23 protein-coding genes are annotated in these 22715 nt (G+C 58.5%); 19 read left to right on the top strand and 4 right to left on the bottom strand.

Features of this window, described 5'->3' with window-relative positions:
- Positions 1-2 precede the first annotated feature (2 nt).
- Both AUK77_RS09370 and AUK77_RS09365 read right to left on the bottom strand, forming a co-directional pair.
- The gene (locus AUK77_RS09370; protein WP_296128658.1) at positions 3-812 is read right to left on the bottom strand and encodes a universal stress protein; all 810 of its coding nucleotides are present in this window, start codon (positions 810-812) and stop codon (positions 3-5) included.
- Positions 813-1091: 279 nt separating this feature from the next.
- The gene (locus AUK77_RS09365; RefSeq protein WP_296128656.1) at positions 1092-2576 is read right to left on the bottom strand and encodes an HDOD domain-containing protein; all 1485 of its coding nucleotides are present in this window, start codon (positions 2574-2576) and stop codon (positions 1092-1094) included.
- A 119-nt stretch (positions 2577-2695) separates the two neighbouring features.
- Between AUK77_RS09365 and motA the strand changes: the two genes are divergently transcribed.
- Both motA and motB read left to right on the top strand, forming a co-directional pair.
- Positions 2696-3547 (top strand): flagellar motor stator protein MotA, encoded by an 852-nt coding sequence (gene motA, locus AUK77_RS09360; RefSeq protein WP_296128654.1) that lies wholly within the window; start codon positions 2696-2698, stop codon positions 3545-3547.
- Between the two features lie 8 nt (positions 3548-3555).
- On the top strand, positions 3556-4608 hold the full coding sequence (gene motB / locus AUK77_RS09355; protein WP_296128652.1) for a flagellar motor protein MotB: 1053 nt from the start codon (positions 3556-3558) through the stop codon (positions 4606-4608).
- 120 nt (positions 4609-4728) lie between these two features.
- On the opposite strand, the gene rsgA is transcribed toward motB, so the two are convergent.
- Positions 4729-5760, bottom strand: coding sequence for a small ribosomal subunit biogenesis GTPase RsgA (gene rsgA, locus AUK77_RS09350; RefSeq protein WP_296128650.1), 1032 nt, complete (start codon positions 5758-5760; stop codon positions 4729-4731).
- A gap of 119 nt (positions 5761-5879) precedes the next feature.
- Here rsgA and AUK77_RS09345 point away from each other — a divergent pair, with 119 nt between their 5' ends.
- Together AUK77_RS09345 and orn are read left to right on the top strand one after the other, a co-directional pair.
- The gene (locus tag AUK77_RS09345; protein ID WP_296128648.1) at positions 5880-6653 is read left to right on the top strand and encodes a class I SAM-dependent methyltransferase; all 774 of its coding nucleotides are present in this window, start codon (positions 5880-5882) and stop codon (positions 6651-6653) included.
- A 40-nt stretch (positions 6654-6693) separates the two neighbouring features.
- Complete coding sequence (gene orn / locus AUK77_RS09340) at positions 6694-7236, top strand: oligoribonuclease (RefSeq protein WP_296128647.1); 543 nt, start codon at positions 6694-6696, stop codon at positions 7234-7236.
- Positions 7237-7290: 54 nt separating this feature from the next.
- Here orn and queG read toward each other — a convergent pair whose 3' ends face one another.
- The gene (gene queG / locus AUK77_RS09335) at positions 7291-8352 is read right to left on the bottom strand and encodes a tRNA epoxyqueuosine(34) reductase QueG (protein ID WP_296128645.1); all 1062 of its coding nucleotides are present in this window, start codon (positions 8350-8352) and stop codon (positions 7291-7293) included.
- A gap of 60 nt (positions 8353-8412) precedes the next feature.
- On the opposite strand from queG, the gene AUK77_RS09330 reads away from it, so the two are divergent.
- The 15 genes from AUK77_RS09330 to AUK77_RS09260 all read left to right on the top strand — a co-directional run.
- Positions 8413-9912 carry an NAD(P)H-hydrate dehydratase gene (locus tag AUK77_RS09330; protein ID WP_296128643.1) on the top strand — a complete coding sequence of 500 codons (1500 nt, stop codon included), beginning with the start codon at positions 8413-8415 and terminating at the stop codon, positions 9910-9912.
- The gene (gene tsaE, locus AUK77_RS09325) at positions 9900-10367 is read left to right on the top strand and encodes a tRNA (adenosine(37)-N6)-threonylcarbamoyltransferase complex ATPase subunit type 1 TsaE (protein ID WP_296128641.1); all 468 of its coding nucleotides are present in this window, start codon (positions 9900-9902) and stop codon (positions 10365-10367) included. The genes AUK77_RS09330 and tsaE overlap by 13 nt, the downstream gene beginning before the upstream one ends.
- A 19-nt stretch (positions 10368-10386) precedes the next feature.
- Positions 10387-11805, top strand: coding sequence for an N-acetylmuramoyl-L-alanine amidase (locus tag AUK77_RS09320; RefSeq protein ID WP_296128639.1), 1419 nt, complete (start codon positions 10387-10389; stop codon positions 11803-11805).
- Positions 11802-13673 (top strand): DNA mismatch repair endonuclease MutL, encoded by a 1872-nt coding sequence (mutL, locus tag AUK77_RS09315; RefSeq protein ID WP_296128637.1) that lies wholly within the window; start codon positions 11802-11804, stop codon positions 13671-13673. Before AUK77_RS09320 ends, mutL begins: the two co-directional genes overlap by 4 nt.
- 27 nt (positions 13674-13700) lie before the next feature.
- The gene (gene miaA / locus AUK77_RS09310) at positions 13701-14678 is read left to right on the top strand and encodes a tRNA (adenosine(37)-N6)-dimethylallyltransferase MiaA (protein WP_296128635.1); all 978 of its coding nucleotides are present in this window, start codon (positions 13701-13703) and stop codon (positions 14676-14678) included.
- Positions 14679-14780: 102 nt separating this feature from the next.
- Positions 14781-15041, top strand: coding sequence for an RNA chaperone Hfq (gene hfq, locus AUK77_RS09305; RefSeq protein ID WP_296128634.1), 261 nt, complete (start codon positions 14781-14783; stop codon positions 15039-15041).
- Positions 15042-15062: 21 nt separating this feature from the next.
- Positions 15063-16364, top strand: a complete 1302-nt coding sequence (hflX, locus tag AUK77_RS09300) for a ribosome rescue GTPase HflX (protein ID WP_296128633.1) — start codon at positions 15063-15065, stop codon at positions 16362-16364.
- A gap of 96 nt (positions 16365-16460) precedes the next feature.
- A complete protein-coding gene (gene hflK, locus AUK77_RS09295) occupies positions 16461-17618 on the top strand; it encodes an FtsH protease activity modulator HflK (RefSeq protein ID WP_296128632.1) in 1158 nt (385 codons plus the stop codon).
- Entirely contained in the window at positions 17618-18487 is an 870-nt protein-coding gene (gene hflC / locus AUK77_RS09290) for a protease modulator HflC (protein ID WP_296128631.1), read from the top strand. Before hflK ends, hflC begins: the two co-directional genes overlap by 1 nt.
- Before the next feature lie 74 nt (positions 18488-18561).
- Positions 18562-18801: a DUF2065 domain-containing protein gene (locus tag AUK77_RS09285; protein WP_296128630.1), complete on the top strand. Its 240-nt coding sequence runs from the start codon at positions 18562-18564 to the stop codon at positions 18799-18801.
- A gap of 37 nt (positions 18802-18838) precedes the next feature.
- Complete coding sequence (locus AUK77_RS09280) at positions 18839-20026, top strand: ATP phosphoribosyltransferase regulatory subunit (RefSeq protein ID WP_296128629.1); 1188 nt, start codon at positions 18839-18841, stop codon at positions 20024-20026.
- Positions 20027-20090: 64 nt separating this feature from the next.
- Positions 20091-21386 carry an adenylosuccinate synthase gene (locus AUK77_RS09275; protein ID WP_296128628.1) on the top strand — a complete coding sequence of 432 codons (1296 nt, stop codon included), beginning with the start codon at positions 20091-20093 and terminating at the stop codon, positions 21384-21386.
- Positions 21387-21751: 365 nt separating this feature from the next.
- Positions 21752-22069: a transposase gene (locus AUK77_RS09270; protein WP_071542627.1), complete on the top strand. Its 318-nt coding sequence runs from the start codon at positions 21752-21754 to the stop codon at positions 22067-22069.
- 106 nt (positions 22070-22175) lie between these two features.
- Positions 22176-22325 (top strand): IS66 family insertion sequence element accessory protein TnpB, encoded by a 150-nt coding sequence (tnpB, locus tag AUK77_RS09265; RefSeq protein WP_296128627.1) that lies wholly within the window; start codon positions 22176-22178, stop codon positions 22323-22325.
- Positions 22326-22425: 100 nt separating this feature from the next.
- Positions 22426-22715, top strand: a 290-nt coding sequence (locus AUK77_RS09260; protein ID WP_296128626.1) for a transposase, incomplete at its 3' end; no start/stop codon positions are given.

Here is a 22715-nt window from a genome sequence, read left to right as displayed (position 1 = left end):
GTTTAGGCAGAAACTAGAGTTGCGGCCCTCACTCCGCGATCCATCATTTCCTGCGTCGCGCTGCCAAAGATGATGCTGTGCAATGGCGAGTGGCGCACAGCCCCCAATACCACTAAATCAGCCTGATTATCCTCGGCTGTGGCCAAGATTGCTTCCAGCACACTGCGGTGCTCGCGCTGAACAGCGCTAAAGCGTGCCTTGGCTCCGTGGCGTGCCAGCAAATGAGCCATTTCAATTCCGGATTGGCCATGACGCAACTCTTTGTCATCTGTGATGGAAACTACTAGGGTTTCTTTGGCATTGCGAATAAGGGGTAGAGCACCATGAACGGCCCTTACTGCAGCCGGTGTTGAGTCCCAAGCGACGAGCACCCGCGATGGTGGTGCGAGGAGAGGCTTGCCATGCGGCACGATTAATACCGGACGACCAGTATCGAAAATGGCAGAACTCAGAAGTATTCGCTGACCAATGCCTCGGTTCGCGTGCTGAGTGAAAATTCCGAGGTCGCTGACTCGTAGATGGTCTGCAAAAATTTCCCCGCAACCATAGGCAAAACTGCTGCGCCCCTTAATCGTGCAGTTTATGCCACGTCGTTCTGCGGCGATGCGCAACTGATGGATCGTGCTCTCCTCCTCCGATGCGGGTGTCCTGCTGCCACTATTAGTGTCGGCGGCTTCCATTTCAATTGGGAAGACAAGCGCACTGAGCGAGGCTGAATGGGCCTCAGCCAGCATAAAGGGCGTCGCGAATGAGTCATCTAGAGCTGAATTCTCACTTGGATCGATATGTGTTAGCAGCGTTTTGAATGACATGGTTGATATCTCCCGAGTGTTCAGTCGTGCCTTGCGGTTTAATATTCCGCGAGGCTTTGTTTTTTGAGCCGCGATTCTCTGTTGCCACGCGGCCTGAGTTACTTAACCGGCACAATTTGCCAAGGGTGAGGATGAATTCAACCATTCTGCGCCGTATTGATGTGGATCATACGGGTTCTACACCGTTAGCACGGACACTTTCGAGTAAGCTCATTGAATCGCCCCTGGAACGGATGTTCGAACTTGGCTTCAGGGGAGGCCTGTTAGTCAGATTAATTATCATCGCCCCCGGGTAGCGAAGTTAGCCAGCGCGCGCTGAATGTTGGCATCACTAAATGCACTGCCGTTGTGGTCAGCAAAGATCAACATGACCACGCGGTTATTCGCTGCCAGCGAGCGGATCAGCAAGTGCTCACTGGGGAAGAGGCTTTTCAAAGTGCCAGGCAGTGTGGCGGAGTATTGGGCAATATTGCTCGGCCCAAGACGTAATTGGGCGGGCGCGCTGAGCAAGCGGCGCAATAGTTGGCTTTGTTGCGGGTCAATACTCAGGCCAACGGCAGATTTATCCAGGCCGGCATATTGCTGGGTCATTAATCGCGTGTGGTTGCGGTCTGCCAGCAGAATCAGTACACGTTGCATGCCGCAGGCCTGCAGGGCCTGGTTGGCGCAGTCGGTCAGTTGCAGCACGTTGCTGAACGGGCTGGGTTGCGCCAGCAGGCGGGTGCAGTGTTGACGCCATTCGCCGACTTCTAAAGGCTTGGGCGGCTCAACTTTCGCCTGCAGATGGCGTTCCGACCAGGGCCAGACGAGCGCCACAGCCGGGTGCCAGAGATCGCTGGCGGGCATTAGGCGGGCACTGTTGACGGCGTGTTGATGCGTCAGCTGTTGAATGGCATCAAGCGGCGTTTGCAGGAACAGGCCGGTTAGCCGTTGCCAGCGCAGATTGTGTGGGCTGTTCCACGCATAATGCGCGGATATCGCCAAGCAGTTTGCCAGCAATACGCTGTTGGCCGGTTGGGTCAGCCACCGGCGGAGATTGCTGTCATCGTCCAAGCACTGTTGTTGCTGCAAGGGGTGCTCGTTGTTGCGGGAAATATGCAGGGCTCTGACCAGTAAGCGGCGGTCATTGACCAGCAAGCTGTAGCCCTGAGTAATCCACTCCGGTAATCGCCAGTGCTCGCTCAAGGCCAGGCACAAGCGCAGCAACGGTACGCCGAGTAACTCGCGCTCTACCTTTTGCGCAGGCTCGCCTTTGATCAGTACGCGCTGCTCCCAATCATCAAACAGCTCAGGGTGAGCGGCTAGCAGTGTCCAGATGGGGGACAAAAACAGCAGGCTACCCCAATGGATTTCTTGCCAGAGTCGCGCCAAACGCCCGGCAAACAGCCCGTTGGCCTGTTGGCTGGCATGCTGGCTGATTAGCAGGATTTGGCGAAACGCCCGTGGCATTTCTGCTTCGGCCATTGCCGGTAGGCGATTGAGTAACGCTTCTGTGCGGGTCAGGCCCAAGCGACTGATGGCTGCTTCTAGGCTGTCTGTCTGCTCGCTGAGCCCGCTGTTTTTACTGTTCGCGGCGCGCAATACGCTGAGTGTAAGTGCGGGGCAGCTTTGCATCAGGTCGGCCAGTTCGCGTCTGGATTTGTTGCTGTCGGCCAGGGCGCGGCGCAGCATTTGAATGCTATCGGTGGTCGCGGGCAACAGCTGCCCGTCTAGCTGCTTGAGCCAGTCTTTGATGGTGCGCGGGTAGGCGGCTGACTTCTGCATGGGGGTTGAGACAAGCTGGCTTTTGACCTTAACTGACTATAGTCTCGCGCAAAACTTCCGATAAATAGAAGGGCTGTTTTGCGCAGCGTCTTTTTAATCTCTTTGGCAAGCCACTCTCTATGGTCAAAATAATCGGCATCATCGTTGTATTTGCCTGCGTACTCGGCGGATTTATCCTGTCGGGCGGCCAGTTTATGGCACTGGTTCACCCCTATGAAATTCTGATCATTGGTGGTGCGGCACTGGGGGCTTTTTTGCAGGCCAACCCCGGTAGCGCCTTTATGCACGTGCTCAAGAAGTCCTTGAGCATGTTCGGTTCGCGCTTCACCCATGCGTACTACCTTGATGTGCTGAAGCTGCTGTACGAGATTCTTAATAAAAGTCGCCGCGAAGGCATGATGGCGATTGAAGCGGATGTGGAAGACCCAGCCGCCAGTGCGATTTTCAGCAAATACCCCGGCATTCTTAAAGATAAACAGATGACGGCGTTTATCTGCGATTACTTGCGCATTATGTCCTCCGGCAATATGGCTCCGCACGAGCTGGAAGGTTTGTTTGATATGGAAATAGCCAGTCTCAAGGAAGAGATTGAGCACCCGGCCCACTCAGTCGCAAAAATTGCAGACGGTATGCCTGCCATGGGTATCGTGGCAGCGGTGCTGGGTATCGTGATCACCATGTCGATTCTGGCGGAGGCTGATAACGCCGAGATTGGGCAGAAGGTAGGCACCGCCTTGGTCGGTACCTTCTTCGGGATTCTGGCTTCGTATGGCTTTTTCGGGCCGCTGGCTAATGCCCTGGAGCATGATGCCAAGGAAGAGTTGAACGTGTACGAGGCCATCAAGGCCGGCCTGGTGGCGTCGGCCTCCGGTATGCCGCCCTCGCTGGCGGTGGAGTTCTCGCGCAAGGTGCTTTACCCCGCGCATCGCCCGAGCTTCTCCGAGCTTGAACAAGCCATGCGCGGGAGCTGATTCCTAGCATGGAGAATAATCAGCCGATTATCGTCAAGCGCATCAAGAAGGTCGCCGGTGGCCACCATGGCGGCGCTTGGAAAATTGCTTTTGCCGACTTTGCCACCGCCATGATGGCGTTCTTTCTGGTGATGTGGCTGATGACCACGGCCACGCCAGAGCAGAAAAAACTGATCTCCGGTTACTTTCAGGACCCTGTGGGCTTTTCAGAAAGTGCCAGTCCTTACGTGATTGACTTGGGCGGTACGCCAACCCCTTCGCCAGACCGCACCCTCAATCCTGAGCCCAGCGAAGAGCAGTCAACCGCAGAGGAAGCCGAGGCTGAAGCAGCAGCGCTTAGTCAGGCGCAGGCCGAGTCGATTGCCGAAGAAGTGGAGCGAGAGCGCCTGGAGTTGTTGCTGCAGGAGTTGCAGAACAAGGTCGAGGAAGACCCTCAGCTCAAGAACTTCAAGGATCAGATCCTGTTTGAGATCACTCAGGACGGTTTGCGTATTCAGATTATGGATGCTGAGAACCGCCCCATGTTTGCCTCTGGGAGCGCGCAACTGCGCCCATATTTCGAAGATATTCTGCTGGCGCTGACCGATACTATTACGGCCGTACCGAACAAAATTAGCCTGAGTGGCCATACCGATGCGGCACCCTTTATGGGGCGTGGTGGCTACGGTAACTGGGAGCTATCAGCAGACCGTGCCAATGCGGCGCGGCGCGTTTTGGTGGCTGGCGGTTATGACGAGGAGCAGGTGGCGCGTGTGGTGGGGTATGCCTCATCAGCGTTATTTGATCGCGAGAGCCCGCTCAACCCGGTCAATCGGCGTATCGATATAGTGGTGCTCACCAAGAAAGCACAGCGCGTGATTGAGAACGAGCAAGGATCGGGTACTGACCCCGCTGACGAAGCGTCTAGCCCTCAGTCAGGCGCTCCAGCTGCGCCCGTTTCGGGGCGAGCCACGTTACCTGCTGAGCCTGCTGTCGCCGAACCGTTGCCTGATGGGCAGTTACGCGAGCGCTTGAATATCTTCGAGGAAGGCGTGCTGCAGTTCGATCAGCCCGCCGAGTAACAGGCGCTTACCAGCAAAAGGCCGCGAATAATCGCGGCCTTTTTGTTGATGGTCTGCCATCCCTGGCGGCCACCCAGCGGGTCGTCGCGGCGCGACGTTAAAAATCGCCCCGGCGTTTTTTCAGTACTCGGCTTCTGGCAGGCTGGCCAGGATTTGTCGATAACTGGCCATGCGCTGCGGGTGCAGTCGACCGTCTTCCAGGGCCTTAAGAAGGGCGCAACCCGGCTCGCGGTCGTGTTTGCAGTCGCGAAAGCGGCATTGCCCGATCAGCTCGTTGAACTCGATAAAGCCAGCCTCGACGTCATCACGGCTGACATGCACCAAGCCGAATTCGCGAATGCCGGGTGAGTCAATCAGCTCGCCGCCGCCAGGAAAGTGAAACAGGCGTGCGGTCGTCGTGGTGTGAGTGCCTAAGCCGGACTGCTCCGAAAGCGGCCCAACGCGGGTGTCGACATCGGGTAGCAGGCTGTTTACCAGCGAGGATTTACCCACGCCGGATTGCCCCACAAACACACTGATATGGCCGTCAAGCTGCTGCTTGAGCTGCTCCATGCCATCACCCTGATGCGCAGAAACCTCCAATAGCTGATAACCCAGCTGGCGGTAAACGCTGAGCATAGCGTTGAGTGCTACGCCGTTTTGCTCATCAATCAGGTCGGCTTTATTCAACAGCAACAGCGGGCGGATGCCGGCGTGTTCAGCCGCCACCAGGTAGCGGTCAATCAGGTTGGCGTGAGGCTCAGGCAGTGGCGCGAAGACGATCACGATCAGGTCAACGTTGGCCGCAACGGGCTTGAGTTGGCCGCGGGTGTCCGGGCGGCAGAGTTCAGTGCTGCGTGGCAGTTGCGCGACAATTACGCCGATGCCTTGGTTGCCGGCACGCCATACCACTTGGTCGCCAGTGACCATGGTCGGCAGGTTGGCGCGCAGGTGGCAACGGAATACCTGGCCGGCCAACTCGCCATCCAGTGCTTCGACTTCAATCTGCACACCAAAGTGAGCGATCACCAGGCCGGTTTGCTCTGGGCCGAGGTCGCCACCTTCGAGAATTTGTACGGCTTGGGATTCGCGCTTGGCGGCGCGGGCGGCACGTTCGCCCTGAATTTTTTCGATACGCCAGTTTTGCCGGCGGTTGAGTTGGCGTTTGGCCATGGGTCTTCCGAGAGTTGAATTGCGCAATTAACGGTCGCGAGTCTAGCACGGGCTGCCTATTGAGCTGCTGGCACAGCTAAACTGCGGCACATCATTGGTCGGACAGTTCAGGAGTCTGCATGCTGCGCGTTGTCCGGCAATACCCGGCGTTGCTGGCGTTGTCTGCCCAGGTGGGCGCGACTGTGTTGGTCGGTCTGGCGCTGTATCTGGCGGCGCAGGTGTCGCCCTGGCGGCCGACCTGGCTGGCGGTTGGGCTGGCGCAGGGAGTGTTAGCTGCTCTGTTGGCTGGGTATCTTGGGCTGTCACGCTGGTGGTGCGGGCTTTGTTTGATGTTTGTGCCTGCATTGCTGGCGGCCAGCGGTACGCCGCTGCCGTCCTGGGTGTTTCTGGGCGGTTTTTTGCTGGTGCTGTTACTTAACTGGAACAGCTTCACCGAGCGCGTGCCGCTGTACTTGACTGGGCCTGGCACGCGCCAGCAATTGGTCGCCTTGCTCAGTGCAGAGCCTGAGCCGCTGCGTTTTGTCGATCTGGGCTGTGGTCCGGCCGGGATGCTCTTGGCATTGGCTCGGCAGTTCCCGCAGGGGCAGTTTGTTGGCGTGGAAACCGCGCCGCTGACGTTTGCTGTCGCCTGGCTGCGCGCGTTGCGGCAGCCTAATTGCCAAATCCGCTATGAAAATCTTTGGCGCACCGACCTATCGGCGTTCACGGTGGTGTATTGCTTTCTCTCTCCTGCGCCGATGCCAGAATTGTGGCGCAAGGCCTGCGCGCAAATGCCCGCTGGCAGCCTGTTGATCAGTAATACCTTCGCAGTGCCGGGCCAGCCGGCCGATCAACACGTGGAGTTGCACGACTGGCGTCGCTCTAGCCTACAGTTGTGGCGCATGCGCGGGTAATTTATTGGCTAAACTGTCGGCCTTAGCCGAGGAGCCGCGCATGCAGAACGCCAACAACCTGATCTGGATCGACCTGGAAATGACCGGTCTGGAGCCTGAAACCGATGTCATCATCGAGATGGCCACCATCGTCACTGACAGCCAATTGAATATCCTGGCGCAAGGGCCAGTGATTGCCGTGCATCAGAGCGATGAGTTGCTCGCGGGCATGGATGAGTGGAATACCCGCACCCATGGCCAGAGCGGCCTGACGCAGCGAGTACGCGAGAGCACAATTGGCCCGGCTGAGGCTGAGGCCATGACCATTGCCTTCCTTGAGCAGTGGGTGCCGAAGGGCAAGTCGCCGATCTGCGGTAACAGCATTGGTCAGGATCGGCGCTTTCTTTGTAAATACATGCAAAACCTGGAGGCCTACTTCCACTATCGCTCGCTGGATGTCTCGACACTGAAGATTCTCGCCGGCATGTGGGCGCCGCAAGTTAAAGAGTCGTTCCAGAAGCAGGGCACGCATCAGGCGTTGGATGATATTCGTGAGTCGATTGCCGAGCTTCAGCACTACCGCCAGCACTTGCTGAAAGTTTGACCCGTGAGAAGCCCGCGCCAGCGGGCTTTTTTCTGCAGGCCTGGTGGTGATGGATCACAGGCCGTGACGCGCCAGCGCCCATTCCACATGCTCGCGCACCAGCGCCGACGGGTGCTCGCGCCTGCCCTTGAGCGCCTCCAGCACCGGGATGCTGGAAGGTGCGTTGCCCAAGCCGACGGCCAGGTTGCGTAACCAGCGCTCGTAACCAGCGCGGCGCAGTGGCGAGCCTTCGGTGCGGCTGAGAAACTCGTCTTCGGTCCAGCAAAACAGTTCAGCCAGCTCGGCGTTGTCCAGGCTGTGGCGCGGCTTAAAGTCACCTTGCTCGGTGGCTTTGGCAAAGCGGTTCCACGGGCACACCATCTGGCAGTCGTCGCAACCAAACACTCGGTTGCCGATGGGCGCGCGCAACTCAACGGGGATCGAGCCTTTAAGCTCAATGGTCAGGTAGGAAATACAGCGCCGCGCGTCCAGCACGTAGGGGCCGACAAAGGCCGCAGTGGGGCAGATGTCCATGCAGGCGGTGCAGCGACCGCAGTGTTCAGTGGTGTGGGGCTTATCGACCGGCAGCGGCAAGTCAACAAACAGCTCGCCGAGGAAGAAATAACTGCCCGCTTTGCGATTGAGCACCAGGGTGTTCTTGCCGATCCAGCCCAGCCCAGCCTGCTCGGCTATGGCTTTTTCCAGCACCGGGGCGCTGTCGACAAAGGCGCGGTAGCCGAACGGGCCAATCTGCTGCTGGATACGCTCGGCTAATTGTTGCAGGCGTTTGCGAATCAGCTTGTGGTAGTCGCGGCCCAAGGCGTAGCGCGAGATATAGGCCTTTTCCGGCTGTGCCAGGCGTTGCGCCATGTGCGTGTCGCCCGGCAGATAATCCATGCGCAGGGACACCACACGCAGGGTGCCGGGCACCAGTTCGTCCGGGTGTGAGCGCTTGCTGCCGTGGGCGGCCATGTAGTCCATCTCGCCCTGATAGCCTGCGTCCAGCCAGCGCTGCAAGTGCGCCTCGTGCTCGCCCAATTGCACATCGGCAATCCCGACTTGCTGAAAACCCAGCTCGCGGCCCCAGTCTTTGATCGACTGGGCGAGGGTGGCAAGGTCAAGGGCGGCGCTGTTCATATCAGAGGGGGTAACCGGATCGCAGGAGCGTATAATTCTGCCAGACATCGGAGCTAACGCATGCTGCATTCGCCAGACAATCTTCCTCAGTCGCTCTACAGCGCTGCCCAAGTGCGCGAGTTGGATGCGCGCTTAATAGCCGCCGGTACGCCCGGTTTTGAGCTCATGAGCCGCGCCGCACATGCCATCTGGCGCTCGTTGCGGCGACGCTGGCCTGATGCCGGTGCGCTGACCGTGCTGGCCGGGCGCGGCAATAATGCCGGTGATGGTTATCTGGTGGCGGCGCTTGCGCTGCGCGCCGGCTGGCAGGTTCAGGTGCTGGCCGTAGGCGATGCTGCGCAACTGCAGGGCGATGCTGCGCAAGCCCGCGATCAGGCGCTGGCTGCTGGTGTAACAGTCAACGTTTGGAGTGAGTCTGCCGAGTTGCAAGGTGTGCTGCTTGATGCACTCTTGGGGACTGGGTTGGCTGGCGCGGTACGTGCGCCCTACGCGCAGGCCATTGCGGCGATTAATAGCAGCGCGCTGCCGGTGTTGGCGGTGGACATTCCTTCCGGGCTTTGTGCTGATACCGGCCAGGCTTTGGGCGTTGCCGTGCGTGCGCACCTGACGGTTACTTTGATCGGTTTAAAACTGGGGTTGTTTACCGGCCAGGCAGCCGACTACGTGGGCGAGTTGCAGTTTACTGACTTGCAGGCGGACTCGGCGCTGGTTGCGGCCCAGGCCTGTGCTGCGCAGCGTCTGACGCACGCCCGGTTGCCGCAGTTGCCAGTGCGCTCGCGCAGTGTGCACAAAGGGCAGTTGGGGCATGTTTTGGTGGTGGGCGGCGATCGCGGGTATGCCGGCGCAGGCCTGCTGGCGGCGCAAAGTGCACTGCGCGCTGGTGCGGGGTTGGTTAGCCTGGCCACGCGTGCCGAGCACCTGCCTGCCGCGCAGGCGCGCCTGCCCGAAGTGATGACGGCAGCCGTGGCCTCGGCCAACCAACTGCTGTCGCTAGGCGCTAACGCCACTGTTTGGGTGGTTGGGCCGGGGCTGGGGCAGGGCGCTTGGAGCCGCAGTTTGTTATCGGCGGCAGCCAGCAGCGATGCCCCGCAGGTGTGGGACGCCGATGCGCTGAACCTCCTGGCCCAAGCGGCGGTCCAGTTACCCGGGTCAGCCGTGCTGACGCCCCATCCCGGAGAGGCGGCGCGCTTGCTTGGTCTGAGTACGGCGCAGGTGCAGGCGGATCGTCCAGCCGCCGCGCGTGCCTTGGCCGCTCGCTATCAAACGGTGTGTGTGCTCAAGGGGGCAGGCACCTTGGTGGCCTCGGCGCAGGGCGAGTTGTGGTTGTGCGATCGGGGACATCCGGCGATGGCGGGTGCCGGTTTAGGTGATGTGCTGGCGGGCTTTATCGGTGCGCTGCTGGCGCAGGGTTTGCCAGCTTTGGCGGCGGCCCAGTTGGCGGTTTATCTGCATGCCGTTGCTGGCGAGCGCCTCGCGCAGCAGGGACGTGGGCTGGCCGCCAGTGATCTGTGTGCAGTTATTCGTGAATTGTTACAGGAGCAGTCTGCGTGTCTGAGTTAGAACTGTTTGCCGCTGATGAAGAGGCCATGCTGGCGCTGGGTGCGCGAATCGCGGCGGTGACCGGCGCTGTTGGGGTGATCTACCTGCACGGTGATCTGGGTGCGGGCAAAACCACCTTGTCGCGCGGCATTATTCGCGGGTTGGGGCATGTGGGGGCGGTCAAAAGCCCGACGTTCACCTTGGTGGAACCTTACGAAATAGGCACGTTGCGCGCCTTTCACTTTGACCTTTACCGCCTGCTCGATCCAGAGGAGTTGGAATTTCTGGGTATTCGCGATTACTTCGCCGGCGATGCCTTATGTCTGGTGGAGTGGCCTGAGCGCGGTGCAGGCTTTTTGCCAAAGGCAGACGTGGACATTACCATTGGCGCGCAATTAGCCGGGCGCTGTTTGCGCTTCACGGCGCAGAGCCCGCGAGGCGTTGACTGGTGTGCCGCGTTGGCCGTCGGAGCTTGAATAAAAAATGGGGTTGGTTATGCGCATAGGCGCGCGGTTCATCGCAATTGGAGTGGCACTGGTGGTCTTGGTCGCCGATGTTATGGCCGCTTCAGATGTGCGCAGCGTTCGGCTATGGCGCGCACCGGACAACACGCGTCTGGTGTTTGACTTGTCAGGCCCGGTGCAACACAGCGTGTTTTTGCTTTCAGCCCCTAATCGCATCGTTATTGATGTCGGTGGCGCGAAGTTAGTTACCGGGCTTGATCAGCTCAGCTTGGCCAATACACCGATCACCGGTGTGCGCTCAGCGCAACGAACGCCTCAGGATTTGCGTGTGGTGATTGACCTGTCATCGCCCGTTACGCCCAAAAGTTTCACGCTTGCCCCTAATCAGCAATACGGCCACCGCTTGGTTGTCGATCTATTTGATCAGCCGGGTGGCGCTGCCCCAAGTCTGCCGAGCACAACTGTAGCTATTGCTCCGCCTGTGCCGGTGATGCCGACTCAGGCGCCGGCCAAGCTCACGCCTATACCCAATGGTAAGCGCGATGTAGTCATTGCCATTGATGCCGGGCACGGCGGTGAGGATCCGGGAGCGCTGTCGCCGGTTAAAGGCCAGTACGAAAAGCATGTGACCCTGTCTATATCCCGAGAACTGCAACGGCAGATTAATGCTGAGAAAGGGTTTAGAGCGGAGCTGGTACGAACCGGTGATTATTTTATTCCCCTGCGTAAACGCACCGAGATAGCCCGCAAAAAAGGCGCTGATCTGTTTATCTCCATTCACGCCGATGCGGCGCTAAGGAAGTCGGCATTTGGTGCATCGGTCTACGCCCTGTCTGATCGAGGCGCGACGTCAGAAACTGCGCGCTGGTTGGCAGATGCGGAAAATCAGTCGGACCTGATTGGCGGCGTTGGCAACGTTAGCTTGGACGATAAGGACAAAATGCTCGCCGGTGTGCTGCTGGATTTGTCCATGACGGCTTCACTTTCTTCCAGTTTGAACGTTGGCAACAAGGTGCTCAGCAACATGGGGCGCGTCACCTCTCTGCACAAACGACGCGTTGAACAGGCCGGCTTTATGGTGTTGAAGTCGCCCGATATTCCCTCGATCCTGATTGAAACAGGTTTTATCTCCAACCCTAACGATGCTCGTAAGCTCTCCACGGCAAGCCACCAGCAGGCACTGGCGCGCTCGATTGTCTCAGGCGTGCGCCAGTTCTTTCATGAGAACCCGCCGCCCGGCACCCATGTGGCGTGGTTGCGTGATAACGGCAAAATCACCCTTGGGCCGCGTGAGCATGTGGTGGCCTCAGGCGAAAGTCTGGCGCTGATTGCCCAGCGTTATCAGGTCAGCCTGTCGGCGCTGCGCAGTGCCAATAACCTCAGAAATGATGTGATCAAGGTTGGTCAAAAGTTACAGGTGCCAACTGCCGCCCTGGCTTCGCAGCCATGACGTCGCGCATTCAGCTGCTCAGCCCGCGCCTGGCTAACCAAATTGCCGCAGGCGAGGTGGTCGAGCGTCCTGCATCAGTGATTAAGGAACTGTTGGAAAACAGCCTGGATTCTGGAGCCAGCCGAATTGAGGTGGATGTCGAGCAAGGCGGCGTCAAGTTGCTCAAAGTGCGTGACAACGGCAGCGGTATCTCATCCGATGACCTGCCCCTGGCGTTGGCCCGGCATGCCACCAGCAAAATTCGTGAGCTGGAAGATCTTGAGCAGGTGATGAGCCTGGGCTTTCGCGGTGAGGCGCTGGCCTCCATCAGCTCGGTGGCGCGCCTGACTCTGACCTCGCGCACAGTGGATGCCGAGCAGGCCTGGCAGGTGGAAACCGAAGGCCGTGATATGCAGCCGCGTGTGCAGCCTGCTGCGCACCCGGTTGGCACTTCGGTGGAAGTGCGTGACCTGTTCTTCAACACCCCGGCCCGGCGTAAATTCCTCAAAACCGAAAAGACCGAGTTTGATCATCTGCAGGAAGTGATTAAGCGCTTGGCGCTGGCGCGTTTTGATGTGGCCTTTCACCTGCGCCACAACGGCAAGACCGTACTGGGCCTTCACGAAGCCCCCGACGAACAGAGCCGTGCGCGACGCGTGGCATCCGTCTGCGGCCCGGCTTTTCTGGAGCAGGCCATGCCGATCGATGTCGAGCGCAACGGCTTGCACCTGTGGGGCTGGGTGGGGCTGCCGACCTTCTCGCGCAGCCAGGCTGACCTGCAGTATTTCTATGTGAACGGGCGCATGGTGCGCGACAAACTGGTCGCCCACGCGGTGCGCCAGGCGTATCGCGATGTGCTGTTTAACGGCCGCCATCCGACCTTTGTGCTGTTTTTGGAAATCGATCCTGCAGTGGTCGATGTCAACGTGCACCCGACCAAGCATGAGGTGCGCTTTCGTGATGGGCGCATGGTTCACGATTTTCTTTATGGCACCTTGCACCGCGCGTTGGGTGAAGTGCGCCCGGAAGATCAACTGGCTGCTCCGGCAGCAATCAGCGAAATGATCCGCCCGACGGGTCAGGCTGCCGGTGAGTTCGGACCGCAGGGCGAGATCGGTCTGGCGGCCAGTTTGCTTGAGCCAGCACCGAGTGCCTCGGTCTGGCGTTCGCCGGGTGCGGGTTACCAGGGCTACCGTCCGGAAGCGCCGTTGCCAGCGGCAGAGGCTCAGGGTGCGTACCGTGAGTTCTTCACGCCGATGGCTGGCGCTCCGCAAGCGGCTGCGCTGCCGGATGCGCAGGGTGATATCCCGCCGCTGGGGTATGCCATTGCGCAGCTCAAAGGCATCTACATCCTTGCTGAAAACGTGCAGGGATTGGTGGTGGTAGACATGCATGCGGCTCATGAGCGGATCACCTATGAGCGGCTGAAAGTGGCCATGGCCAGCGAAGGGCTGCGCGGTCAGCCGCTGCTGGTGCCGGAGTCGATTGCGGTTAGCCAGCGTGAGGCCGACTGCGCCGAAGAGCATGCCGAGTGGTTTCAGCGGTTGGGCTTCGAGTTGCAGCGCCTTGGCCCGGAAACACTCGCCATTCGGCAAATTCCGGCCTTGTTGAAGCAGGCCGAAGCCACGCGGTTGGTGCATGACGTACTCGCGGATTTACTGGAATACGGCACCACGGATCGCATTCAGGCTCACCTCAATGAGCTGCTTGGCACCATGGCCTGTCATGGCGCGGTGCGTGCCAATCGAAGGTTGACGCTGCCGGAAATGAACGCCTTGTTGCGCGATATGGAACACACCGAGCGCAGCGGTCAATGCAACCACGGTCGTCCGACCTGGGCGCAAATGGGCATGGACGACCTCGATAAGCTGTTTCTTCGCGGCCGATAAGGCCAGCATCCTTTAGAGATTTTCAGTATGTCCGAGCGCCTGCCTCCGGCGATCTTCCTGATGGGGCCAACAGCGGCCGGCAAAACGGACCTGGCCATTGCGTTGGCGAACGTGCTGCCTTGCGAGCTGATCAGCGTCGACTCTGCGCTCATTTACCGTGATATGGATATCGGTACGGCCAAGCCGGATAAGGCCACGCTGGCTGAATTCCCCCATCGGCTGATCGATATACGCGACCCTGCAGAAAGTTACTCGGCGGCCGAGTTTCGTGCTGATGCGCTAGCGGCAATGGCTGACATCACCGCGCGCGGACGGATTCCGCTGCTAGTCGGTGGCACCATGCTGTATTTCAAAGCGTTGCTGGAGGGGCTTGCGGACATGCCGGGTGCGGACGCCCAGCTGCGTGCCCAGCTGGAGGCGCGCGCGCAAGCCGAAGGTTGGGATGTGCTGCATGCCGAATTGCGCCAGATTGACCCCGATTCGGCTGCGCGCATTCATCCCAATGACCCGCAGCGCCTGATTCGCGCGCTTGAGGTCTATCACCTGAGCGGGCAAAGCATGACCGCGCACCGCATGCGGCAGGCGGCAGAAAATAGCGCGTGTGGCACATCGTCCGGTAATCAATTCCCCTATACTGTCGCGCACTTGGCCATTGCACCAGCGCAGCGTCAGGTGCTGCATGAGCGAATTGCCCTGCGTTTTGAGCAGATGTTGGAACAGGGGCTGGTTGCTGAGGTCGAACGCCTGCATCAACGAAGTGACTTGCACGTGGGGCTGCCGTCTATAAGAGCTGTCGGTTACCGTCAGGTCTGGGATTATCTGGATGGCAAGCTGGATGCCGAACAGATGCAGGCGCGCGGCGTGATCGCCACACGACAGCTGGCCAAGCGCCAATTCACTTGGTTACGTGGCTGGCAGCAGGATGTGCACTGGTTGGATAGCCTGGCTTGCGACAATCTGCCGCGTGCCTTGAAATACCTGTCAACGGTCTCCATATTGACCTGAGACCTTGCCGTTGGCCGTCTATCCTTGGGGGTAAACGGGCCTTAAGCCGTTTGTTGGTTCACAATAAATTATTGAAATTTGATCCTTAAAGGAGTGCGGCACATGTCAAAAGGGCATTCGCTACAAGACCCTTACCTGAATACCTTGCGTAAGGAACGCGTCCCGGTTTCCATCTATCTGGTTAACGGCATCAAGCTGCAAGGCCAGATCGAATCATTCGACCAGTTCGTGATTTTGCTGAAAAACACTGTCAGCCAGATGGTCTACAAACACGCTATTTCCACTGTTGTGCCAAGCCGTCCGGTGCGTCTGCCGAGCGCCAGCGAGACCGAGCAGGCTGAAGCCGAATCCGGTAACGACTGAATCCTGATTTAGGAGGCTGTATTGTTCTTCGAGCGCCATGAAGGTGGAGAGCGGGCCATCCTGGTACACCTGGATGGTCAAAACCCCGAGGTGCGCGAGGATCCGCAGGAGTTTCAGGAGCTTGCGCTTTCTGCAGGCGCTGAAGCTGTTGCATTCTTCAGCATCCCCAGTAACCGTCTTACGGCCAAGTACCTGATTGGTAGCGGCAAAGTTGAAGAATTGCGCGATCAGGTCAAAGCGACTGAGGCCGATCTGGTTATCTTCAATCACGTCTTGACGCCCAGTCAGGAACGCAACCTTGAGCGGGTTTTCGAATGTCGAGTATTGGACCGTATTGGTCTGATCCTCGACATTTTTGCTCAGCGGGCGCGTACCCATGAGGGCAAGCTGCAAGTCGAACTGGCTCAGCTGGACCATATGAGTACGCGGCTGGTGCGTGGCTGGACCCACCTTGAGCGACAAAAAGGTGGTATCGGTCTGCGTGGTCCGGGTGAAACCCAGTTAGAAACAGACCGCCGTCTGTTGCGTGTGCGGATCCGCCAGATCAAGCAAAAGCTCGAGAAGGTGCGCAGCCAGCGCGAGCAAGCGCGGCGCGGGCGCCAGCGTGCTGATATTCCATCGGTGTCACTGGTGGGTTACACCAACGCTGGCAAATCGACTTTGTTCAACGCGCTGACTACATCCGATGTCTATGCGGCTGATCAGTTGTTCGCCACACTTGATCCCACCTTGCGCCGTCTTGAGTTGGATGATCTTGGTCCAATTGTGCTGGCTGACACGGTGGGGTTTATTCGTCATTTGCCGCACAAGCTGGTTGAGGCTTTCCGTGCGACGCTTGAGGAGTCAAGCAACTCAGACTTGCTGTTGCATGTGATCGACTCTCACGAGCCTGAGCGGGATCAGCAAATCGAGCAGGTGCTGGCGGTGCTCGGCGAAATCGGCGCGCAAGACCTGCCCATGCTTGAGGTGTACAACAAGCTCGACTTGCTCGAGGGCGTGGAGCCGCAAATACAGCGCGACGGCGATGGAAAACCACAGCGCGTTTGGCTCTCTGCCCGTGACGGGCGAGGCTTGCCGTTGCTGCGTCAGGCCATTGCCGAGTTATTGGGCGATGACCTGTTTGTCGGTACATTGCAGTTGCCACAACAGCTTGGTCGTATGCGCGCTCAGTTCTTCGCCTTGGGCGTGGTACAAAATGAGCATTTCAGCGACGATGGCAGCAGTGTGCTGGCGGTGCGCATGCCGCGTGTTGAGCTCAATCGCTTGGCTAGTCGCGAAGGTTTTGAGCCGCAAACGTTTATAGAACAACACACTTTGCAATAAAGCCTGTACCAGCGACTTTGCCGCTGGATGCAGGCATTCTGTAGCATTGGCGGGCGCGCCGTGGGTGCGTCTTTGCTTTATCAGATGGAGAGCGCTATGGCTTGGAATGAGCCGGGTGGCAATTCGAATAATCAGGATCCCTGGGGTGGCCGTAAAGGCGGTGACCGCAAGGGGCCGCCTGATATCGATGAGGCCTTCCGCAAGCTGCAAGATGGCCTGAATGGGTTGTTTGGTGGCGGCAAAAAACGAGGCAGCGAGACTGGCTCAGGTAGTGGTGGTGGTTTTGGCCTTCTGTTTGTTGGGCTGGGGCTTTTGCTTGCTGTCTGGCTGTACAGTGCAATCTATGTCGTCGACGAGCAGGAGCAGGCTGTCGTGCTGCGTTTCGGGGAATACCACGAGACGGTTGGCCCGGGTCTGAACATCTACTTCCCGCCAATTGACCGCAAGTTTCAGGAAAACGTCACCCGTGAGCGTGCTTACAGCAAGCAAGGGCAGATGTTGACCGAAGACGAGAACATCATCGAAGTACCGCTGACCGTGCAGTACAAGATCAGTAACCTGCAGGACTTCGTCCTCAATGTTGATCAGCCAGAAGTCAGTTTGCAGCATGCGACTGACAGCGCACTGCGGCATGTCGTCGGTTCGACTGAGATGGACCAGGTGCTGACTGAGGGTCGCGAGTTGATGGCCAGCGAAGTGCGTGAGCGCTTGCAGCGTTTCCTGGACACCTATCGCACCGGCATCAGCATTACTCAGGTCAACATCCAGAGTGCTGCTGCACCGCGTGAGGTTCAGGAAGCTTTCGATGACGTGATCCGTGCCCGTGAAGACGAGCAGCGTGAAAAGAACCAGGCTGAAACCTACGCCAATGGTGTGGTTCCCGAGGCTCGTGGTCAGGCGCAGCGCTTGATCGAAGATGCCAACGGCTATCGCGATGAAGTGATTTCACGCGCGCAAGGTGAGGCTAATCGCTTTACTGCATTGGTCGCTGAGTACCGCAAGGCGCCTGAGGTGACTCGCGAGCGTCTGTACCTGGATACCATGCAGGAGTTGATGTCCAACACCAGCAAGGTGCTAGTAACTGGCGATAAAGGGCAAAACAATTTGCTCTATTTACCGCTGGATAAAATGATTGATGGCCGGACGTCTTCTACGGCTAGCCCCATTTCAGGTGCTGCAAGCTCAACAAGTTCCACTTCGGGTATGAGCATTGATCCAAGCCAAGTTGACCTGCGTACAAGGGAGAGCCGCTGATGAGCAATAAATCGCTGATCGCCCTTATTGTTGGCGTGGTGTTGGCTGTAGTGGCCTGGAACAGCTTCTATATCGTTTCGCAAACCGAACGTGCTGTGCTGTTGCAGTTTGGTCGAATCGTGAAGCCCGATGTACAGCCTGGTCTGCACGTGAAGATTCCTTACGTTAACCAGGTTCGCAAGTTTGATGCGCGTCTGCTGACGCTGGACTCCACCAGTTCACGCTTCCTGACCTTGGAAAAGAAAGCGCTGATGGTTGACGCATTTGCCAAATGGCGTGTGCTGGATGCTGAGCGTTACTACACGGCAACCTCCGGGATTAAGCAGATTGCAGACGAGCGCTTGGCGCGTCGACTCGAAGCGTCCTTGCGAGATCAGTTCGGTAAGCGCACCTTGCACGAATCGGTGTCGGGTGAGCGCGATGCACTGATGGCTGATGTGACGGCTTCTCTCAATCGTGCAGCGCAAGCTGAGTTGGGCATTGAGGTTGTTGATGTGCGAGTCAAGGCCATCGACCTGCCCAAGGAAGTAAACCGCAGCGTGTTTGATCGTATGGGCTCGGAGCGTGAGCGTGAGGCTCGTGAGCACCGCGCTAAAGGCAAGGAGTTGGCAGAAGGTATTCGTGCAGATGCTGATCGTCAGCGCCGCGTGCTGTTGGCTGATGCTTACCGTCAGGCTGAAGAGCTCCGGGGCCAGGGTGATGCCCAGGCTGCCGCGATTTATGCCAAAGCCTACGGCATGGATCAGGAGTTCTACTCCTTCTACCGCAGCCTGCGTGCCTACCGCGAAAGTTTCGCTGACAAACGCGATGTGTTAGTGCTGGACCCTAGCAGTGATTTCTTCCGTTACCTGGAAAAATCCAAGCCTTAACCGCTAAGGGGAGTCCCGAGCTTTAAGCTGCGAATCAGCACTCAGTGCTTGTTGCGGCTTGAAGCTTGTGGCTTGTGGCCTACAGCGTGGTATCATTAATCAGCCGGGAAAATCCCGGCTTTTTTGCGCCTGCAGGAAGCATTTATCAGAAGCAGGGCGTTGAGTTGGTGCTGAAAAGCATCATGCCTTGCCTCTGCTCGCACCTGCGGCGCGACGGACTTTTACAACTGATGCAGCTGTCTGTCAGGCAGCTGCGTTTGATGGGATTGACCCGCATGCTGCTGGGTACAATCGTTCTTTATTGGCTTCACTGAAGGCTTGTGCCGCCCGGTTCAAGAGGGGAATGGCGAAATGGCAACGGTAGACCGCTGGCTACTGCCAGATGGCATCGAAGAAGTACTGCCACCGTACGCAGGGCGTATTGAGGTGGCGCGCCGCCAGGTGCTGGATCTGTTTCAGCGTTGGGGCTATGAGTTTGTGGTCACGCCGCACATCGAGTATCTGGAGTCGCTGCTGACTGGCGCCGGCCAAGATCTTGATCTGCGCACCTTTAAGGTCACAGATCCGCTGTCTGGTCGGCAGATGGGCTTTCGCGCCGATATCACGCCGCAGGTGGCGCGCATTGATGCGCATACCCTGCGTCGCGAGGGGCCGAGTCGTCTGTGCTATGCCGGTAGTGTGGTGCATGCTCAGCCGCGCGCGCTGACCACTTCGCGCAGCCCGATCCAGCTGGGCGCCGAGTTGTACGGCGATGCCAGCCCTGCCAGTGATGTGGAAGTGATCAGCCTTCTGGTCAGCACCCTTGAGCTGGCTGTGGTGCCGGATGTGCACATGGACCTTGGTCATGTGGGTATCTACCGCGGTCTGGCGCGTGCCGCCGAGCTCTCAGGCGAAGTCGAGCAGCAGCTCTTTGATGCTTTGCAGCGCAAGGCTATTGATGAAGTCGATGAGCTGACGCAAGCGCTGCCAGATGATCTGCGCAAGATGCTGCGTGCGCTCAGTGAGCTGTGTGGCGGTCGTGAGGTCTTGGATCTGGCGCAGGCCTGCCTGGTTGATGCGCCGGACGATGTGCATGCTGCACTGGATGACCTAATGGCCATCGCGGATGCCTTGAGCTTGCGCTACCCCGAGTTGCCGCTTTATTTCGATCTTGGCGAACTTCGCGGTTATCACTACCACACCGGTGTGGTGTTCGCGGCTTTTGTCCCAGGTGTTGGTTATGCCATCGCCCAAGGCGGTCGTTATGACGACATCGGGGCTGACTTTGGTCGTGCGCGTCCGGCCACAGGCTTCTCGACAGATTTGAAGACCCTGGTCAGTCTGGGGCAGATGCAGTTGGCCGAAGAGCCGGCTGGTGTCTGGGCTCCGGATAACCATGATGTGTTTTTGTGGCAAGCGATTCAGCGTTTGCGTCAGGACGGTCAGCGTGTGGTTCAGGCATTGCCTGGGCAGAGCACAGCTGACGCCGAGGCTGCAGGCTGTGATCGTCAGTTGCTGTTGCGTGATGGCCGCTGGCAGTTGGCTACGCTGACAGCCTAAGTGGCAAGGCGAAAAGTTTCCGTCGGCTTTGGCCGGCATCAAGTTTGCGAAGAGGGTTAGTGTTATGGGTAAGAATGTCGTAGTCCTGGGCACCCAGTGGGGCGATGAAGGTAAGGGCAAGATCGTCGACCTGCTGACCGAACAGGCTGCAGCTGTTGTGCGTTATCAGGGTGGCCACAATGCGGGTCACACTCTGGTGATCGACGGCGAAAAAACCGTTCTGCACCTGATCCCCTCCGGCATCCTGCGTGAAAACGTGCAGTGCCTGATCGGCAACGGCGTAGTGGTTGCGCCCGACGCGCTGATGCGTGAAATCATCAAGCTGGAAGAGAAGGGTGTGCCGGTGCGCGAGCGTTTGCGTATCAGCCCCTCTTGCCCGCTGATTCTGCCTTATCACGTGGCCTTGGATCAGGCGCGTGAGAAAGCCCGTGGTGATGCCAAAATCGGCACCACTGGTCGCGGCATTGGCCCGGCTTACGAAGACAAAGTAGCGCGCCGTGGCCTGCGTATCGGTGACCTGTTCCACCGTGAGCGCTTTGCAGCCAAGTTGGGTGAGTTGCTGGATTATCACAACTTTGTGCTGGTCAATTACTACAAAGAACCGGCCATCGACTTTCAGAAGACGCTGGATGAGTGCATGGAATACGCCGAGTTGCTCAAGCCGATGATGGCTGATGTGACAGCGGTTCTGCACGAGATGCGTCGCGAATCTAAAGACATCATGTTCGAAGGTGCTCAAGGTTCGCTGCTGGACATCGACCATGGTACTTATCCCTACGTCACCAGTTCCAATACCACTGCAGGCGGTATCGCCACCGGTTCCGGTTTTGGTCCGATGTACCTGGACTACATTCTCGGTATCACCAAGGCCTATACAACTCGCGTTGGCTCGGGTCCATTCCCGACTGAGTTGTTCGATGAAACTGGCGCTTTCCTCGCCAAGCGTGGTCACGAGTTTGGCTCCACAACGGGGCGTGCGCGTCGTTGCGGTTGGTTTGATGCGGTTATCCTGCGTCGTGCTATCGAGATCAACAGCATCTCGGGTCTTTGCCTGACCAAGCTGGATGTGCTCGACGGCTTGGAAACCATCCGCATCTGCGTTGGTTACAAGGATGCTGACGGTCAGGTGCTGGTTGATGCGCCGACCGATGCCGACAGCTACTTGGGTCTGCAGCCTGTGTACGAAGAAATGCCAGGCTGGAGCGAGTCGACCCTGGGTGCGAAAACCCTGGAAGAGTTGCCGGCGGCTGCACGTGATTACATCAATCGTGTGCAGGAATTGGTTGGTGCGCCGATTGATATCGTCTCCACCGGCCCGGACCGTAACGAGACCATCGTGCTGCGCCATCCGTTTGCTTGATGGGCATCTGATGTGAAAAAGGGTCGCCAATTGGCGACCCTTTTTCGTTTTTGGCTCCAGCGCTGAATGCAGTAAATCGCTACAGCCCGAGAAAATATCCAAGCTAGTCTTCATAAATCAGATTGCCCGCCGTTATAGGCATTACTGTTGTCGGGAGTGCCTGCTGTGTTTGCGATTATTTCTGTTTTACGTAGTCGTCTGTTACTGCCCGTCTTTCTGGCGTTGGGCGTTGCGCTGCTTATTCAGGTCGTGGTCGCGCTGGTTTGTAAGCGTCCAGCCAAGTCACCTTCCGAACTCCAGCATTAAGGGCGATGGTGTCCGCGTATTTTTAAGCGGACGCGATAGCCCTTATCGCCGGGATTCCCATGCGCCAACGAAGCTCTTACCCCAAACCATTCAAGGCCCAGGTTGTTCAGGAGTGCCTGCAACCCGGCGCGACCGTCTCCAGCGTTGCCATCCGCCACGGCATCAACGCCAACGTCATTCGCAAGTGGCTACCGCTTTATCGAGATCAACTGCCAGCTGCGTTGCCGGCATTCGTTCCAGTGAGGGCTGCGCCTAAACGGTCGACTGAAGCATCGGTGATGATCGAGCTACCGCTTGGCGAGCAAGCGATCACCGTCAAATGGCCAGCCTCCGACCCTGAAGGCTGCGCCCGCTTTGTCCGTGGGCTCACCCAGTGATCCGCATCGATACCATCTGGCTCGCCACCGAACCCATGGACATGCGCGCGGGTACTGAAACCGCGTTGGCCCGCGTGGTGGCGGTGTTAATCGCCGCGCCAACCGCATGAAAGTCCTGGTGCATGACGGCGTGGGTATCTGGCTGGCCGCGCGGCGATTGAACCAGGGCAAGTTTCACTGGCCAGGTATCCGGCACGGCTCGGAGGTCGAACTCGACACCGAGCAACTTCAGGCTTTGGTACTGGGGTTGCCCTAGCAGCGGGTCGGCGCAGCCGGCGCGATCACAGTGCTGTAGCACCTGCCATTAGCCCATCGGTTTATCTCCGCTGACCGGCTGCTCTGGCACAATCAGCGGCATGACTTCCTCGCCCAATCTCGACCAACTGACACCTGACCAGCTGCGCGCACTGGCCGCGCAGTTGCTCACGCAAGTCGATGCGATGGGCAAAAAGATCCACCGCGATCAAACAGTCATCGAGCAACTCACCCACGAAATCGCCTGGTTCAAACGGCACAAGTTTTCCAAGCGTAGCGAGCAACTGAGCCCCGACCAGGGCAGCCTGCTGGATGACCTGCTCGACACCGACATCGCCGCCATCGAGGCGGAGTTGAAAGCCGTCAATCCTCCGGTTGCTCCAGCCGAACC

The organism is Pseudomonas sp. Ga0074129, assembly GCA_001465025.1.
In the GTDB taxonomy this organism is placed as follows: domain Bacteria; phylum Pseudomonadota; class Gammaproteobacteria; order Pseudomonadales; family Pseudomonadaceae; genus Aquipseudomonas.
This window is presented reverse-complemented; position numbering and strand designations above follow the sequence as displayed.

What these genes read in the sequence shown, in the direction of transcription:
- AUK77_RS09370 (WP_296128658.1), bottom strand. Translation starts at nt 812, where the DNA reads ATGTCATTCAAAACGCTGCTAACACATATCGATCCAAGTGAGAATTCA.
- AUK77_RS09365 (WP_296128656.1), bottom strand. Translation starts at nt 2,576, where the DNA reads ATGCAGAAGTCAGCCGCCTACCCGCGCACCATCAAAGACTGGCTCAAG.
- motA (WP_296128654.1), top strand. Translation starts at nt 2,696, where the DNA reads ATGGTCAAAATAATCGGCATCATCGTTGTATTTGCCTGCGTACTCGGC.
- motB (WP_296128652.1), top strand. Translation starts at nt 3,556, where the DNA reads ATGGAGAATAATCAGCCGATTATCGTCAAGCGCATCAAGAAGGTCGCC.
- rsgA (WP_296128650.1), bottom strand. Translation starts at nt 5,760, where the DNA reads ATGGCCAAACGCCAACTCAACCGCCGGCAAAACTGGCGTATCGAAAAA.
- AUK77_RS09345 (WP_296128648.1), top strand. Translation starts at nt 5,880, where the DNA reads ATGCTGCGCGTTGTCCGGCAATACCCGGCGTTGCTGGCGTTGTCTGCC.
- orn (WP_296128647.1), top strand. Translation starts at nt 6,694, where the DNA reads ATGCAGAACGCCAACAACCTGATCTGGATCGACCTGGAAATGACCGGT.
- queG (WP_296128645.1), bottom strand. Translation starts at nt 8,352, where the DNA reads ATGAACAGCGCCGCCCTTGACCTTGCCACCCTCGCCCAGTCGATCAAA.
- AUK77_RS09330 (WP_296128643.1), top strand. Translation starts at nt 8,413, where the DNA reads ATGCTGCATTCGCCAGACAATCTTCCTCAGTCGCTCTACAGCGCTGCC.
- AUK77_RS09320 (WP_296128639.1), top strand. Translation starts at nt 10,387, where the DNA reads ATGCGCATAGGCGCGCGGTTCATCGCAATTGGAGTGGCACTGGTGGTC.
- mutL (WP_296128637.1), top strand. Translation starts at nt 11,802, where the DNA reads ATGACGTCGCGCATTCAGCTGCTCAGCCCGCGCCTGGCTAACCAAATT.
- miaA (WP_296128635.1), top strand. Translation starts at nt 13,701, where the DNA reads ATGTCCGAGCGCCTGCCTCCGGCGATCTTCCTGATGGGGCCAACAGCG.
- hfq (WP_296128634.1), top strand. Translation starts at nt 14,781, where the DNA reads ATGTCAAAAGGGCATTCGCTACAAGACCCTTACCTGAATACCTTGCGT.
- hflK (WP_296128632.1), top strand. Translation starts at nt 16,461, where the DNA reads ATGGCTTGGAATGAGCCGGGTGGCAATTCGAATAATCAGGATCCCTGG.
- hflC (WP_296128631.1), top strand. Translation starts at nt 17,618, where the DNA reads ATGAGCAATAAATCGCTGATCGCCCTTATTGTTGGCGTGGTGTTGGCT.
- AUK77_RS09280 (WP_296128629.1), top strand. Translation starts at nt 18,839, where the DNA reads ATGGCAACGGTAGACCGCTGGCTACTGCCAGATGGCATCGAAGAAGTA.
- AUK77_RS09275 (WP_296128628.1), top strand. Translation starts at nt 20,091, where the DNA reads ATGGGTAAGAATGTCGTAGTCCTGGGCACCCAGTGGGGCGATGAAGGT.
- AUK77_RS09270 (WP_071542627.1), top strand. Translation starts at nt 21,752, where the DNA reads ATGCGCCAACGAAGCTCTTACCCCAAACCATTCAAGGCCCAGGTTGTT.
- tnpB (WP_296128627.1), top strand. Translation starts at nt 22,176, where the DNA reads ATGAAAGTCCTGGTGCATGACGGCGTGGGTATCTGGCTGGCCGCGCGG.